14 protein-coding genes and 1 other RNA gene are annotated in these 15411 nt (G+C 63.6%); 9 read left to right on the forward strand and 6 right to left on the reverse strand.

Annotated features, from left to right (window positions below; genetic code table 11):
• Position 1: 1 nt before the first annotated feature.
• Positions 2-502, reverse strand: a complete 501-nt coding sequence (locus ACH79_RS01325) for a tripartite tricarboxylate transporter TctB family protein (protein ID WP_161849402.1) — start codon at positions 500-502, stop codon at positions 2-4.
• Positions 503-880: 378 nt separating this feature from the next.
• Between ACH79_RS01325 and ssrA the strand changes: the two genes are divergently transcribed.
• The 5 genes from ssrA (at position 881) to ACH79_RS01350 (ending at position 4100) form a co-directional block, all read left to right on the forward strand.
• Positions 881-1237: a transfer-messenger RNA gene (ssrA, locus tag ACH79_RS01330) on the forward strand.
• A 140-nt stretch (positions 1238-1377) separates the two neighbouring features.
• Positions 1378-1899: an SspB family protein gene (locus tag ACH79_RS01335; RefSeq protein WP_161849403.1), complete on the forward strand. Its 522-nt coding sequence runs from the start codon at positions 1378-1380 to the stop codon at positions 1897-1899.
• A gap of 72 nt (positions 1900-1971) precedes the next feature.
• Complete coding sequence (fumC, locus tag ACH79_RS01340) at positions 1972-3387, forward strand: class II fumarate hydratase (protein ID WP_161849404.1); 1416 nt, start codon at positions 1972-1974, stop codon at positions 3385-3387.
• A gap of 270 nt (positions 3388-3657) precedes the next feature.
• Positions 3658-3846: a DUF4169 family protein gene (locus ACH79_RS01345; protein ID WP_161849405.1), complete on the forward strand. Its 189-nt coding sequence runs from the start codon at positions 3658-3660 to the stop codon at positions 3844-3846.
• A complete protein-coding gene (locus ACH79_RS01350) occupies positions 3843-4100 on the forward strand; it encodes a ribbon-helix-helix domain-containing protein (RefSeq protein WP_161849406.1) in 258 nt (85 codons plus the stop codon). The genes ACH79_RS01345 and ACH79_RS01350 overlap by 4 nt, the downstream gene beginning before the upstream one ends.
• Positions 4101-4149: 49 nt before the next feature.
• Here ACH79_RS01350 and ACH79_RS01355 read toward each other — a convergent pair whose 3' ends face one another.
• Complete coding sequence (locus tag ACH79_RS01355) at positions 4150-4728, reverse strand: lipopolysaccharide assembly protein LapB (RefSeq protein ID WP_161849407.1); 579 nt, start codon at positions 4726-4728, stop codon at positions 4150-4152.
• 283 nt (positions 4729-5011) lie between these two features.
• Here ACH79_RS01355 and ACH79_RS01360 point away from each other — a divergent pair, with 283 nt between their 5' ends.
• Positions 5012-6589, forward strand: a complete 1578-nt coding sequence (locus ACH79_RS01360) for an ABC-F family ATP-binding cassette domain-containing protein (protein WP_161849408.1) — start codon at positions 5012-5014, stop codon at positions 6587-6589.
• A gap of 295 nt (positions 6590-6884) precedes the next feature.
• On the opposite strand, the gene ACH79_RS01365 is transcribed toward ACH79_RS01360, so the two are convergent.
• Both ACH79_RS01365 and ACH79_RS01370 read right to left on the reverse strand, forming a co-directional pair.
• Complete coding sequence (locus ACH79_RS01365) at positions 6885-7100, reverse strand: hypothetical protein (protein WP_161849409.1); 216 nt, start codon at positions 7098-7100, stop codon at positions 6885-6887.
• A gap of 159 nt (positions 7101-7259) precedes the next feature.
• On the reverse strand, positions 7260-7703 hold the full coding sequence (locus ACH79_RS01370) for a universal stress protein (protein WP_161856161.1): 444 nt from the start codon (positions 7701-7703) through the stop codon (positions 7260-7262).
• Positions 7704-7996: 293 nt separating this feature from the next.
• Between ACH79_RS01370 and ACH79_RS01375 the strand changes: the two genes are divergently transcribed.
• Positions 7997-8425, forward strand: coding sequence for a universal stress protein (locus ACH79_RS01375; protein WP_161849410.1), 429 nt, complete (start codon positions 7997-7999; stop codon positions 8423-8425).
• 83 nt (positions 8426-8508) lie between these two features.
• On the opposite strand, the gene ACH79_RS01380 is transcribed toward ACH79_RS01375, so the two are convergent.
• Positions 8509-12171 (reverse strand): AsmA-like C-terminal region-containing protein, encoded by a 3663-nt coding sequence (locus ACH79_RS01380; protein ID WP_161849411.1) that lies wholly within the window; start codon positions 12169-12171, stop codon positions 8509-8511.
• A gap of 169 nt (positions 12172-12340) precedes the next feature.
• Positions 12341-13573, reverse strand: a complete 1233-nt coding sequence (locus tag ACH79_RS01385; protein ID WP_161849412.1) for a cytochrome P450 — start codon at positions 13571-13573, stop codon at positions 12341-12343.
• A 106-nt stretch (positions 13574-13679) separates the two neighbouring features.
• On the opposite strand from ACH79_RS01385, the gene ACH79_RS01390 reads away from it, so the two are divergent.
• Both ACH79_RS01390 and ACH79_RS01395 read left to right on the forward strand, forming a co-directional pair.
• A complete protein-coding gene (locus ACH79_RS01390) occupies positions 13680-14291 on the forward strand; it encodes a TetR/AcrR family transcriptional regulator (RefSeq protein ID WP_161849413.1) in 612 nt (203 codons plus the stop codon).
• 119 nt (positions 14292-14410) lie between these two features.
• A complete protein-coding gene (locus ACH79_RS01395) occupies positions 14411-15409 on the forward strand; it encodes a M23 family metallopeptidase (protein ID WP_161849414.1) in 999 nt (332 codons plus the stop codon).
• Positions 15410-15411: the final 2 nt, after the last annotated feature.

The following is a 15411-nucleotide window of genomic DNA, read 5'->3' on the forward strand; positions in this document are numbered from 1 at the left end:
CTCACCGGATCATGAAAGTCGGCAGGAGCTGCAAAGGCAGGCCGAGCGCATACGGAAACAACAGGCTGCAAAACGCCGTCAGGCAGATGGCCACGATCACGGTTTCCACCCACTTCGTCTCCGGTGTCCCGCATGCCGCGATCAGAAAGCTGGCCATAGCGGCAAAGATCATTCCCATGGACCGGATCGTGAAAGCAAACGTCAAAATCGCGACCGTCACGAAAAAAGGTCCGCGCCAATGGTATTTCGCAAGATGCGGACCTTCGGTGACAACGCCAACGATAGCGATCAGGGCGCCCAGTCCCAGCAGCAAGAACGCGAACATCCGCGGCGCGGTACCGGCGCCAAACGAAAAGCCGCGCATGCCCTGCAGATCGCTCGATGCCCAGAGGGCAAACGCAGCAATCGCCATCAGGGCAATTCCGCCGACGAATTCCTGCGGATTCCGAACCCATTTCGGCATGATGGATTTAACCGGCGCTTGGCCCGGCGTAGCGTTCATCGATACTCCTCCCCCAAAGGCGGATACGCCCGCTTGTTTGGATAACTTGAAAGCTTGTCCCGGAAACTTGCTAGCGACTTTCGTCGGATAACGCCAGCAAAACCAAAACCGCTTTTGGGCCGAACGGCAAACGGCGCCCTAAGACCGTAATCAAGCCCGCCGGTCGCAACCATTGCGATTGCATCGCCGCAACACCCCCGGGCGGACAGGCCAATCAGCGTCCACGTCCCGCGCGCTGGGCGCCCTAACTGGATGCGCGCCCGGAAGCCACACGGCACCCGCTGCGTTTGGCGGATGCTCGAATCCGTGGCGAAACCGCAACTGGGCGACATCAAACCGAAAGTTCAGGCTGCGTTCCCGTCCCGTTCAGCGCCTTCGGCCCTGTTTTTCTCCAGCCTTCCACCCTATATTAGGCCTGCCGGTTCGCCGGCTATGGAAATAAATGACCGTCGCAATAAACCATTCGGACCCGGGGGCAGTACCCGGCGCCTCCACCCAAGCCCACCCGAGAGCAGCGGGTTTCGGCGGGGGCGAAACAGGATCGACGAGGGCGTAAAGGGCGCGTTTTTTCTCGGTATGGTTCCGCCGATATCGGGCCATGCAATAGTTGCAAACGACAACTATGCTCCGGTTGCTCAGGCTGCGTAACGCAGTTTGAAAGACCAATCTGAAGTCCTAGCGGGTTAAGCTCCGCTAGGCGGGGTCCGGAGGCACCTGGCAACAGAAGCCTCCACTTAATTCTTTTCATTTCCGGCCGACGGAGCCGTTGCTGCAAATTCGATCCGTCGCGCCTGCTGACCTCTGGCTCCCGCCGGGGTAGCATGGGCAAAGGGGCGAGTCGGGGGACCGGCGGCCACAGACGTAACAGGACGACCATGGCAACCGACCATATCCGTTATGACGTGCTGGCGCGCGACGCGCTGCGCGGGGTGCTGCGCCGCGTGCTGGCGGACGCCGCCGAACACGGCCTGCCCGGCGAGCATCATTTCTTCATCACCTTCCTGTCCACCGCCGACGGCGTGAAGCTGTCGCCGCGGCTGTTGGCGCAATATCCGGAAGAGATGACGATCATCCTGCAGCATCAGTTCTGGGATCTGGTGGTGACGGAGGATCGCTTCGAGGTCGGCCTGTCGTTCGGCGGCATCCCCGAGCGGCTGGTGGTGCCGTTCGCGGCGATCAAGAGCTTCCTCGACCCGTCGGTGCAGTTCGGCCTGCAATTCGAGCCGTCGGAAACCATGGCCGAGGCGCCGGCGGCAAAGCTGCCAGCGGTTCCAGCCGCGTCCGCCCTGCCCGTCGCCGCGCCGGAGCCCGAGCCCGCCGCGGAAAGCAAGGACGAGCCGGCCAAGACGAACGAAGGCGCGGAAGTGGTTCGGCTGGATCGTTTCCGCAAGAAATAATCTAAGCGCGGGAAACCCCGCCACGCTGTAATGTACGCGTTCCGCCCTTTCACGGCGCAACGGACATTACGCATGGCTCGATCAGAAACATCCGGAAACAAATCCACCCGCAGCGAGACCGACAGCTTCGGTCCGATCGACGTTGACGCCGACCGCTACTGGGGCGCGCAGACGGAACGCTCGCGGCAGAATTTCAAAATCGGCCACGACCGCATGCCGCTGGCGATCGTCCATGCGCTCGGCCTCGTCAAGCTCGCCGCCGCCCAGACCAACCTGGAACTCGGACTGATTGACGAACGCAAAGCCAACGCCATCATCCGCGCCGCGCGCGAGGTGATCGAAGGCAAACTCGACGATCACTTTCCGCTGGTGGTCTGGCAGACCGGCTCCGGCACCCAGACCAACATGAACCTCAACGAGGTGATCGCCAACCGCGCCAACGAGATGCTGGGCGGCGAACTCGGCGCCAAGGAGCCGGTTCATCCCAACGACCACGTCAACATGAGCCAGTCGTCGAACGATTCATTTCCGACGGCGATGCATATCGCCGCCGCCGAACGCATCATCGCCGACCTGATCCCGGCGCTCGACGAACTGCATGGCGCATTGCGAAGCAAGGAAAAGGCGTTCGCCAAGATCGTCAAGATCGGGCGGACCCATACCCAGGACGCAACGCCGCTGACGCTGGGGCAGGAATTCTCAGGCTACGCCGCGCAGGTCGAGAGCGGGATCGCGCGGCTGCGAACGGCGGTGAAGGAACTGTTCCCGCTGGCGCAAGGCGGCACTGCGGTTGGAACCGGCCTCAATTCGAAGCCGAAATTTGCCAAACTGTTCGCCAAGCACGTTGCCGAAATTACCAAGCTTCCCTTCACCAGCGCAGCCAACAAGTTCGAGGCGCTGGCTTCCAACGATGCGTATGTCAGCGTGCATGGCGCGATCAATTCGGTCGCGACCGGTCTGTTCAAGATCGCCAACGACATTCGCCTCTTGGGCTCAGGCCCGCGCTCCGGTCTTGGTGAATTGGTCTTACCAGAAAACGAACCGGGCTCGTCGATCATGCCCGGCAAGGTCAACCCGACGCAGTGCGAAGCGATGACCATGGTGTGCTGCCAGGTGTTCGGCAATCAGACTGCCGTCACCGTCGCCGGCAGCCAGGGGCATTTCGAATTGAACGTCTACAAGCCGGTTTTGGCATATTGTATGATGAATTCCATTCAACTGCTGTCAGATGCGGCACGCTCGTTCACCGAGCACTGCGTGGTCGGCATCCGCGCCGACGAAAAGCGAATCCGCGAGTTGATGGAGCGATCGCTGATGCTGGTCACTGCACTGGCGCCGAAGATCGGATACGACAACGCCGCGAAGGTCGCCAAGTCAGCGCACGCACGCGGAACGACGTTGAAGGAAGAGGCTGTGCGCCTCGGCTTTGTGGACGCCGCCGAATTCGAACGCCTGGTGCAGCCGGACAAAATGACACACCCGGGCTGATGGCCGCATTCCCCCCGGGAAACTACGGATGAGGGATAGAAATTATGGATGATATCTGAAGAATGAGGTTGATCATCTATCGCGATTGCGTTGATGCGTGGTAGGAGCAGGGATTATTCGGTTTTCGCAGAGCGAAATTTATTTTTTGATGTTATCAATAAGCGCTACACGGGGATTCCGGATGACCGGTCAATTTGCATGCGTGCTACGTGACTTTTTTCTGCCCCATGAATCATCATGCCTTCGAGTCGCCGGATGATGGAGACGAACATGGGCGACGTGATCAACCTGAAGCGATTCAAGAAGCGTAACGAACGGGAACAATCGGCAAATCAGGCCGATGCCAACCGCGCGCGGTTCGGCCGGACCAAAGCCGAACGCACGCTCGACGAACGTCGCAAGGATCGCGCTGCAGATCTTCTGGACCAGCACAAGCTCGATGACGGAGAGGCGTCATGAAGTCACCCGTCGTCAAGCGCTCGATCGTCGTCGCCGGCCACAAGACCAGCGTCAGCCTCGAAGAGGCTTTCTGGAACGGCATGAAGGAAATCTCGGGCCTGCGGAACATGACGCTGTCCGAGTTGGTCGGCGAGATCGACGGCAATCGCCAGCAGGGCAATCTGTCCTCGGCGATCCGCCTCTTCGTGCTCGACTACTTCCGCACCCGCGCCATGCCGGCCGCCGCGCCGGACGCGCCGCGGCCGCAGGCTTAGGCCTCGATCGGCGAGCGCGTTACGCCGCGCGCCCGCCCTCTCTGTCCGCTCAATAAACGAGTCCGGTGCCGGGCGGCTTTTCCAGCGCCGCGGCCAGCGACCGATACTCCTCGCAGCCGGTGCCGCAGATCGCCGCGATCCGGGTCAGATGATACGACGCCTGGTCGCGATTGCCCTGCTCGATCTGCCACAGGCCGTAATATTGCCAGGTCAGCACGTGCTTTGGATCCGCCTTCAACGCGCGCTCGTACCAGGTCTGCGACAGTTTGTAGTCGCCGAGCTTGCGATAGGAATAGCCGATCAGGTTGGCAACATCAGCATTGTCGTCGCGGCCGAGCGCCTTCAGCTGCGCGATGGCGTCAGCGTAGTCCTGTCGCTCGTAAATCGTTGCGTGCGCGGCGCGATATCCCTGCCTGAACGCGGCATCGTCGGCGCTCGACTGCTTGGTGGCCTTCTTCTTGGCTTTCGAGCTCGACTTGGGCCCGGACCGGTTGTCCGGCGGCGGCGGGGTGGCCGAAGGCGGGTCACCGCCGCCTCCCGCGGCAAAGGCCGGAATGGATGGCGGCGAAGCGATCAGAACCATTGAAAACATGGCCAGCGTTGCAAGCTTGATGGCCGACTTCATCATGCGAACCTCCGGTTTTCCTTACGTGAGTGAATCCATGGTCCAGCCGCAGGTACAGACCCCGCCGCAAGCGAAGTATTCCGCCGGTTCGCCTGGAAAGCGTTGCGCCAGCGGCAAGCTGGACGAATGATGACAATGCGTATCTAATTGATGGACGTCACGGTTCCCCTGCAAAGCAGTGGGCGGAACCGCTAATACAGACACCCATCGAGAGCCCTGGAGAGAGAAATGGACATCGCAAAGCTGACCACGCCTCGCGACCTCAGTCCATTTTCGGAAGCTCTCCATGCCTGCCTTTCTCGTTCTGGATTCCATCTCCCTTGCCACCCCTGACGGACGCCCGCTGTTCGATGGACTGACGCTCGCAATTGGCGACGAGCGCACCGGCCTTGTCGGCCGCAATGGTAGCGGCAAATCCACCTTGCTGCGCCTGATCGCGGGCGAGATCGAACCCGCCGGCGGATCGCTGCAGCGCATCGGCTCGATCGGCATGCTGGCGCAGCTGACCGATGAACGGCTGACGGTCGACGAGGCGCTCGGTGTCACCGGCGGTCTTGCCCGGTTGCAGCGGCTCGAACGCGGCGAAGGATCGCTTGCTGATGCGGCGGAAGCAGATTGGACGCTGGAAACGAGGATAGAGGCGGCGCTGACTGGGGCCGGAGTGTCGTCATTGCCGCTGGATCGCCCGATCGTCTCCTTGAGCGGCGGCGAGCGGACCCGGGTCGCGCTGGCACGCCTTTTGATCGAGGCGCCGGACCTGCTGCTGCTGGATGAGCCCACCAACAATCTCGATGCCGATGGACGGCACGCCGTGGCGCAATTGCTCGAACGCTGGCAGGGCGGCGTCCTCGTTGCCAGCCACGACCGCGCACTGCTCGAACGCGTCGACCGCATCGTCGAACTGACGCCGGTCGGCATCACGATATTCGGCGGCGCGTGGCCGGCCTTTGCCGAAGCGCGTGAGGCGGCGCGGGCCCGCGCCGCCGATGACCTCGAGCGCGCTTCGGACGCGCTGCGCAATACCGAACGCGCGGTGCAGAAGGCTCGGGAAAAGAAAGCACGCCGCGACAAGGCCGGCCGCGCCTGGCGCGCCAAGGGCATCGAGGACAAGATGTTCATGGATCGCGAAAAGGAGCGCGCCGAGAACAGCGCCGCGCGCGCAAGCCACCTCGCCGGCCGCCTGCTCGGCGAGCGCACCGAGGCGCTGGAAATGGCCAAGGCGCAAGTCGAGATCCTGACGCCGCTATCGATCGATCTGCCGCGCACCGATCTGCCCGGCGGCCGCGAGCTCATTATCTTCAAGGACGTCGTGATGACCTTCGGCGAGCGCCGTCTGTTCGGACCGCTGTCGTTCGACATTCGCGGACCCGAGCGGATTGCCATCCGTGGCGCCAACGGTTCTGGCAAGACCACCTTGTTCCGCCTGCTCACCGGTGAGCTGAAGCCTGCGAGCGGCGACATCGGCCGCTTCACCGACCGCATTGCCGTGCTCGATCAGCATATCGGCCTGCTCGATCCCGCGCTAAGCATTCTCGACAATCTGCGCCGCCTCAATCCGGAGCTCTCGGCCAACGCGGCGCACGCGGCGCTAGCGCGGTTTGCATTCCGCAACAAGGCGGCGCTGCAGATCGCATCAACGCTCAGCGGCGGCGAGCGGCTGCGCGCGGGGCTTGCCTGCGTGTTCGCGCGACCGCAGCCGCCCTTGCTGTTGCTGCTGGACGAGCCGACCAACCATCTCGACCTCGCCTCGATCGAGGAACTGGAAGGTGCGCTGAAAGATTTCGACGGCGCGCTGATCGCGGTCAGCCACGATGAGGCGTTTCTGCGGGCGATCGGGATCGAAAGGGAGATCGTACTGAGTTAGACCGCGCAATGACAGGGTGGCGTGACGCGATTGCCGAACGGCAGCGAATGACGCGAGGAGCCCGACGCGGACATGACGGTCAATCGCAGTCGTCTTGGAACCAAACTCCGCGCGGCCGCGCGCCATTTGCGCCCGGAGCGGTGCCCTGTCTTTCGAAGTATTAATTTCGCCGCCAGCATCTCGTAATGGCGGAGCTGGCAACCATACCGTCGACCATCAAAGCGCGAGGTTTTTTGTGGGCGGTGCGTTGGAATACAATCTTACAACGCTGAGAATTTCCCGAGCATATGTCAGCCTACTGTCCCGCCCTGAGGGTGGTGACGCGACGGCGATTTCTCTGGCGTGGATCGGAGACTTTGAGATTCGTATGCACGCAGCCGTGCCTACGAGTGCCGCGGAGCAGCCGCTTTTCATCATCGATATCTTTGACCATGACGCGCAACTCTTTATCGACAGCCGCGCTTGTCACACCGTTGCGGAAGGCGCCATCGCGTTCGACGAATTCCTGCATATGGCGGAGCCCGTAGTAGGCAGGCCGCACAACAAACCCCCTGTGCATGGGCCGCCCGACTGATCTATCTCAGGACTACAACCGAAAAGGCGAGCCCAGCTTGCATTCGGAAGCTAAGGGACCGGTTTCACCAAAGCCCCCCACGATGATTTATGCGCGTTAGTGCACGACCAACACAGGAACGCTTCCGTCCACCAGGACCTCCGATGTTTGACTCCCCAAAATCAGCTTCCTGAGGCCGCGACGCCCATGAGAGGCCATGACGATCAAGTCGCAGCCTCTGGACTTTGCTGTTCCGATAATCGCAGTGGCTGGATGCGCATTCGGAACATGCACGAGTTCTGCGGATATCCCGATCTGCTCGGCCATAGCTCGAGCTTCATCGAGGGCCTCGCGCGCGCGTTGCTTGCCGGCTTCGTCAAGGCTATCCATCATTTCCTGCGTGGGAAAGGCGTGTCCGCTCCCATAGTCGAGCAGCAGCGGTTCGGTGACGGTGATAACTGTCACCTTGGCGTTCAAGGCCTTTGCCAAAGCAAAGCCATGCTTAACGCCTTTTCTCGCGACATCCGATCCATCCGTGCTCACGAGAATATTGGCGTACATTCGTTGGCTCCCGTGCTCGTTGAACATTTCCTTAAAAAGTGAGCCTTTTTCCTTCAAAAAGTGAACCTTGGCCGTAGGACATCGTAGCAGAAAGTACCAATCCGGCGCGCGGAATCGATAGATCAGCAAGGCCGCCGCGAGCGGTTCCCGACCGCCGAAGAACTGCAACGACAGGGCAGCGCGAGGGGCGGTGCGCGATGGACCGATGATTGATCTATCTCAAGATTCCGAAACGCGGGCCCAGCTTACATTCGGAAGGCAGCGGTACGTCCCGGACAATCGAGAGGTGATGCATGTACCGGCATATTCTCATTCCGACGGATGGCTCGGACCTAGCGGAGCATGGGGTGGCGCATGGGCTCGCGCTGGCGAAATCCCTTGGAGCGAAGGTATCTGTTATCTTCGTTCTCGAACCGTTTTCAGAACTGACAGGGCGGTTCCTTGAAGCCGTCGCAAGATATGCCGAGCTGCGCAAGGAGCAGGCCACGAGCGTGTTGGATCGCGCGGCAAACGCGGCCAAGGAGGCTGGTATTTCCTGCGAGACGATTCAGGTGGAGAACGGGCAACCCCATCAAGCCATCATCGCAGCAGCCGAGGACAAAGGCTGCGATCTCATTGTCATGTCATCGCATGGGCGCAGCGGACTTTCCAAGCTTCTGATCGGCAGTGTGACAAACAGGGTGCTCGCGCACGCGAAAATCCCCGTACTGATTTGTCGGTGAATGTGCAGACCGTCGATGGCTTAGAATATGCGCCTTGAGCATGATCTTTTCGGGAAACCGCTGCACACTTTTCCGGTCACGCTTTAGTTCGAGCGCGGCGACGGATTGCCGACCTGCGGCGTCAGCGCCAGCGGCGGACGCGGCGGCGGCGGCTTCTGCTTGGCGGCGCCCGGTGCGGGCCTGACGTCGATCGGCGGCGGCAGCGGCGCGACCTGCGGCTGGCCAGCGACAGGCGCGGGCGGCGCAGTGACGACGGGCGAGCGCTGCGGCGTAGCCGCCTTCTTCGCCGGCGGCCGCCGTTCGCGGCCACCCTTTGGCGCGGGGGTCACCGGCGCGCTCGGTGTCGCTTCCTGGATCGGTGAAAAACCCTCTGCGGGCAGCACGATCGGCGGCGGCGCCGGCGGCGGCGGCTCGCCGCGTTCGATCGCATCAAGCCTTCGGGTCTCGTGATCGATCGCGCGCACCGCCAGCCATGACGACAACGGCGCGACGTCGACGCTGCGGCTCAGCGCGTCCGGCGTGCCCACCGCAAGCAGTTGAATCTCCGGCTTCCCGGTCGTCATCGTCAGCGAAAGCGCGGCGCGGATATCGGCCTGATCGGCGGCAATATCGTATCCGCCGGAGACGATCGCCCGCACGCCATTGGCATCCAGCGTCGTCGCACCGACACGAAGCCGACCGTCCCGGATGGTGAACGGGATTTGCGCGGAAGGCACCGCGAGCGCGCCGGCCGGCAGTGCGGATTCGACGATCTGCTTCAATCGCACGTCGTCCTTGACTTGCCCGCTGTCATTGGCGCGAACCGCGACCTCGAAGGCGCGCGGGTCGAGACCGGCAATCCTGGCCGCCTCCAGCGTCAGCGTTCCGCTGCCCGACAGCGCGCCCGCCAGCGCCGAGGCGCTGCGGCCCTGGCTCGTCAGCGTCATCTGCAGCGACGCGCGGCCGCCGGGCATCGCGAGATTGCGGTAGCGCAGCGCGGTGCCGTCCACGTCCGAGAGCTGGACGCTCGCATTTACCGCAATTCCGTTCGCACCCGGTCTTGCATCGATACTCGCGGTAACATCGCCGCCGCCGATCTTGCCCCTGATGTCATCGAAGCTCAGCGACCGGCCATCGCTTTTGACCACCCCGCTCACCGGCTGCAGTTCGCTTCCGCCCGGAAGCAGGCCGCGCAGCGCCTGAAACGTGATTCTGCCGCGCCAGCCTTTCGCAAGCCCGGTGCCGAGCGGCTCGCCGGGATCGTGTCCGGCGGCACCGAGCGCCAGGGCAAAGGCCGGCGCCAGCGCGATCTGCTCGGCGCCGACTTCCCCTTCGATCTCCTTCTCCTCGCCGAGCATCACCGCCACTCGGCCACGCAGCCGCGAACCGCCGACGCTGCTATCGAGATCGTCGAAGGTCAGCCGGTTGCCGGCGAGCTGCACGCGCGAAGTCAGGCCGATGTTCTGCGCCAGCGTATCCGCCGGCTTGAGATCGAGCAGCGGAGCGAAATCGGCGCGGCCAACCTTCAGGGCGAGACTGGCCGTGGCCTCCTGTGCCCATGGTTCGGCCGAGCCTTCGGCTTCGGCCTCGAGGCCCGTTGCCGAGATCTTTGCCTTGAGCCGCAACGGCGCGCCCCATGCGCCCGTCGCGGTGCCCTCGAATTGCGCCGCGCCATCGCCCGCCGTGACGATGCGATCGAAGCCGAGCAGGCCGAGCAGAGCGCGCCCCTGCTCGGCTGACAGTTTCGCTGCGATCCCGACGTCGCTGCGCTGGAGCTCGGTGAGATCGATGCCTTGAATTGCCGCGACTGCCGGCTTGGCGGTGATGGTGGTAACGCCCTTGAGCTGGGGCGAGTCGAGTTCGGCTGTGGCACGGGCCTGGACGCGATCGGACGGCCGGGCGTCCCCGGTGAGGTCGAGCGCCAGTTTCAGGCGCGCCGGGCCCGGGCCGGTCCCCATCGCATTGAGCCGCGTAGCCAGCGACGGTGAGAAGGGAACGACCAGGCCGGTCAACCGGCCGAGCGAGGCGGCGGTCGAGTTGAGCGCGAACCATCCGGTCGCATTGGTACGGTCGAAATTGCCCGCGCCGTCCAGCGCCAGGCTGTCAAGCTCGCCGATCTTCAACTGCTCGAGCGATAGTTTCGCCGGCGAGTAGGACAGTTTGGCCAGCAGCGGACGCAGCTCCTGGCCCGCGAAGGTGGCGCGGCCGACATCGAGCGAAAGTCTTCCCTCATCCGGCCACTCGCCTTGCGGGCCCGCCAGCGACCGCGCAAAGGCCGTGGCGGCATCGAGATCGAGACGCTCGGACTTCAGCTCGGCATCAACCCGCAAGCCCCGATTCGCTTGCCGGTGCGACACCGCCACCCGCCCCTCCACAGCGCCGCCATCGATGTCGGCCTTCATGGTGTCGATGGCAAAGCCCTCCGGCGCCACAGTGAGATCGCCGCGCAGGCGAAGCGGCTTCTGGCTGCGATAGGCGCCGTCGCCGCGGCCCTGAAGCCAGGTCAACAGCGCCTCAGGATCGGAGGAATCGATGCTAACCGCCGCCTTGAACTGGTCCGGCGAGGCGCCCTTCGCTGCGGCTTCGCTGAGCGAAACCCGGGTCGCGCCGGGCGCGCGGAACTCCAACCTGTGGACGCGCCACGATTTGGCATCGCTTTCGAGCTCGGCCGCGATGTCCTGCAGCGGCCGCCCGCCGAGGATGACCTGCTCGGAAGCGAGTTCAATTTGCGCTGATATCGGCAAATGCGGAACGACTGACGTGAGAGCCCGCAGCGCCGGCAACGCGCGAGCCGGCTCGGCGGCATTGTCCTTTGCATTTTCCTTGGTAACAAACCTGTCGGCATCGAGCTGACGCGCCGACAGCGCCGCACGCAACAGCGGCGCCGCACCGAAACGGATGTCGCCGCTGCCCGCAAGCTTCAGCGCGCGCTCCTCGGCGCCATAGGTCACCTCGACCTGTTCCAGCCGCGCCGCCGAATAGTCGGACTTGACCTTCGCAGCAATACGCCACGGTGGATCGTTGCCCTTCCCCTTCTGGCCGGGAGGAGCGACGAGCGTTATCGCGCCTTCGAACCGCGGCGCACGGGAATCGAAGTTCAGCAGGCCGTCGAGATCGATGGCGAGCGAACGCTGGCCCGGATCAATGTTGAGATGAACGCGGGTGCCGTTGCCGTCGGGCCCCTGTCCCGAGGAGACCCGAAACGGATAGCGCGTGCCGGACAGCATGAAATTGCCGTCGCCGCGGACCGAGCCGGCCAGCGAACGGACGTCGCCGCTGAAGGCAATGTCGTTCAGCTCGAGTGTGGAGCGGCTCGCCGCGTCATGCAGGGCGATGCGGCCGGTGAGATTGAGCCGGTCGATCGCCAGCGAACCCAGATTGACGGTCCCGGTCGTCGCCGGCCAGTCGATCCGTCCCTTGGCATCGAGGCCGAGATCGAGCGACATGCCGTTGATCGTCAGTTCGGTGGCGCGTACCTCGCCGCGCATCAGCGAGCCGAGGCTGAATTCCACGTCGAGCTTGTCGGCGCGAACCTTGCCGAGATCGTTGGCGCCGCCGACCGCGACGGAGTGCAGTTGCAGCGACGGCGCCGGCAACAGGCGCGCGTCGAGCTTGCCGCCGACCCGGACCGGCGCGCCGATGATGCGCGTCGCCTCAGCCTCGAATTGCGGCCGGAACTGGCTCCAGTCGATGAAATACGGCCCGACCAGCGCGGCAATCAGCGCAATGATGAAGGCGATTGCCAGGCCGAGCAGTGTCGTCTGCACGGTGCTTCCCCTTGAACCGCCCCGGCGCCGGCCGCGCGTCATGCCGGAACCGGTGCCGGGGCAGCCCGGAATATAGAGAGAAGTATGGCGAAGTCACAGCGTCATACTGACAGGAGCCCTGCCCGGCTCCAGCACCTGCGCCGGGGCCGAACCGCCGTGGCCGGCCGCGTTACCAGCTTGCCGGCAGCCGCTTCAGGCCGCGCAGCACGAAGGTCGGCCGCCATTCCGCATTGACAGCGTCATCGAGCCGCAGGTCCGGCAGCCGGCGCAGCAGGGTCGAAATCGCGATCTCGGCCTCGATCCGCGCCAACTGGGCCCCGAGGCAGAAGTGAATGCCGCCGCCAAAGGACAGCGGCCTCACATTGGGCCTGGTGATGTCGAGCCGCTCCGGGTTATCAGGATAGACCGCGGGGTCGTGGTTGGCGGAGCCGAGCAGGCACAGCACGCTCTCGCCCTTCGGAATGCGTTTTCCGCCGAGATCGTCGATGTCTTCCAGCGCCACCCGGCCGGTGAGTTGCACCGAGGAATCGTAGCGCAGGAATTCCTCGATGGCGTTGGTGATCAGCTCGGGCCGGGCCTTGAGCAGCGCGAGCTGATCCGGATTGCGATGCAGCGCCAGCAACCCGTTGCCGATCAGGTTGACGGTGGTCTCGTGGCCGGCACCGAACAGGAGAATGATGTTGGCGGTCAGTTCCTCGTTGGTGAGCTTGCTGCCGTCTTCCTCAGCCTGCACCAGTTGCGTGGTCAGGTCGTCACCCGGGTGCTTGCGCCTGAGCTCGAACAGTTGCTGGAAATACATCGCCGCCATCGCGTTGCCGGCGTTGCCCTGCTTGATTTCCTCGGGCGAGAGCGGCACCGGATCGAGCAGGCGTCCACCATCGCGCGAACCGGTATAAAACGCTTCGCGATGCTCTTCGGGGATCCCGAGCATGTCGCAGATGATGGTGACCGGCAGGCGGAACGCGAAATCCTCGATCAGGTCCATCTTGCCCTGCGGGATGACGCGGTCGAGCGTCTCGTCGACGACCTGCTGAATGCGCGGGCGCATATCCTCGACCCGGCGCGCGGTGAAGGCCTTCACCACCAGCCCGCGCAGCCGGGTGTGATCCGGCGGATCCTGCTGCAGCATCCAGTGGCTCATGCTGCGGAACACCGGCTCGTCCATGATCTTGGGGCCGTAGCGGCGAATGGTGCGCTCGACATAGTCCTTGCCGAACCGCTTGTCGCGCATGACGAGACTGACCTCGGCGTGGCGGCTTGCCACATACGCCCCGAACGACGTCAGATGCACCGGGTCGGTGGTGCGCATCCGCTCGTAATGCGGATAGGGATTGCGGATGAATTCCGGGGCCAGCGGATTGAACAACGGAGCGCTAGTGGCAGTCTGAACATGCTCGTTCATGGTGACCTCATGCTGGCTATGCGCCGTTCAGCGCGTTTCCCCCGGGCCGATCGACCAAACTCGATACACTGTTGTATTGAGTTGCATTCTCGCCTAAACTGGGCAGATGTCAAGAGTGCGAACCAGGCCGACAAGGGACGAGACCCGCGACAAGCTGTTCGAGGCGGCGGCGCGCGTGTTCGAGGAACAGGGCATCGGCGGCGCCAGCATCGAGACGATCGCGGCGGCGGCCGGCTTTACGCGCGGGGCGTTCTATTCAAACTTCAAGAGCAAGGACGAACTGATCATCGCCATGCTCGAGGATCACGTCGAGCAATCGATCGGCCGGATCCGCGATCTGCTCGAGCAGCACAAGACTCTCGCCGATTTCCTCGATGCGTTGAAGAGCATGAACCGCAGCGCGCAGGATCCGCTCGGCCGCTCTCCGCTGCTTCACATGGAAATGATCCTGTTCGTGGCGCGCGCCGAGAAGCGCCGCCCCGAACTCGCCAAGCGGCTGCGCGCGCGGCGGAAACTTGTCACCGACATCATCGAGACCACGGCGAGGAACAGCGGCAGGACGACCATTCTCAATCCGACATGGGCCGGCGCGCTGGTACTGGCGCTGGAGGATGGCTTCCGCCTGCACCGCCTGATCGATCCCGAGACGACGGCGCCCGACAGTTTTTTCCGCGCCATCGGCGACCTGCAACGGGCGATGGGAATTTCGGCGGCGTGAGTGAACATCTTCCGCGTGCTTCCCCCCTCGCGCGCCCCGCGGATGCTCGCGAACGATACATCGGATATTCGACACATTCCGCGCGCCAACCTATGCATCGTTTCGCTGCACGCGGAGGGATGCCCCTGAAATACCTGATCCTGATTTCGCTGTGTCTTGCCACCGCGCTTGACGCCAGAGCGGAGGAAGTCATTTCGCTCGCGCTGCCCGTCAGGTGCCAGCCGGGCCTGACCTGTTTCTTCCAGAGCTATGTCGATCACGACGCTTCCGACAAGGCCCGCGACTACCGCTGCGGCGGCCGCAGCTATGACGGCCATGACGGCACCGACATCAGGATCCGGAATCTGGAAATCCAACGGCAGGGAATAGATGTGCTCGCCGCGGCGCCCGGCCGCGTCATCGGGACGCGAAACGACATGGACGACGTCTCGGTCAAAACCGTGGGCAAGGCTGCCATTGCCGGAAAGGAATGCGGCAACGGCGCGGTCATCGAGCATGAGGCTGGCTGGCGCACGCAATATTGCCACATGGCCAAGGGCAGCGTTCGGGTCAAGGTCGGCGATCAGATGACGACGGGACAGCCGATCGGCTTGGTCGGACTATCCGGCGATACCGAATTCTTCCATCTGCATTTCACGGTGAGGCATCACGGCAAGATCGTGGATCCCTTTGCCTATGGCGCGACGCAGGATTCCTGCGGCGGCGGCCGGTCGATCTGGGCCGCTTCGCTCGGCGAACAGATGCAATACTGCCCCCGCGAAATCATCGATTACGGCTTTGCCGCCATCGCCCCGACCATGGAGTTGGTCGAGTCCGGAGAAATCGGCAAGCATTCCGTCACGTCCGCTTCGGATGCGCTGGTCGCTTATGTGAGAGCCATCGGCTTGCAGGCCGGCGACCAGCAATTCCTCGCGGTGCAAGGCCCGGGTGGCACGTCGCTTGCGGCCAACAGCCTTCCCGCCCTCGATCGCGACAAGGCGCAGTTCCTCATCCTCTCCGGCAAGAAGCGCACCGAGGCGGCGTGGCCCGGCGGCCGCTACACCGCGACCTACCGCGTGACCAGAGACGGCACGGAAGTGCTGCGAAAGACCTTCGACATCGACACGCTTCCGCGGTGAGT

It is taken from the genome of Bradyrhizobium sp. CCBAU 051011 (assembly GCF_009930815.1).
GTDB lineage: Bacteria > Pseudomonadota > Alphaproteobacteria > Rhizobiales > Xanthobacteraceae > Bradyrhizobium.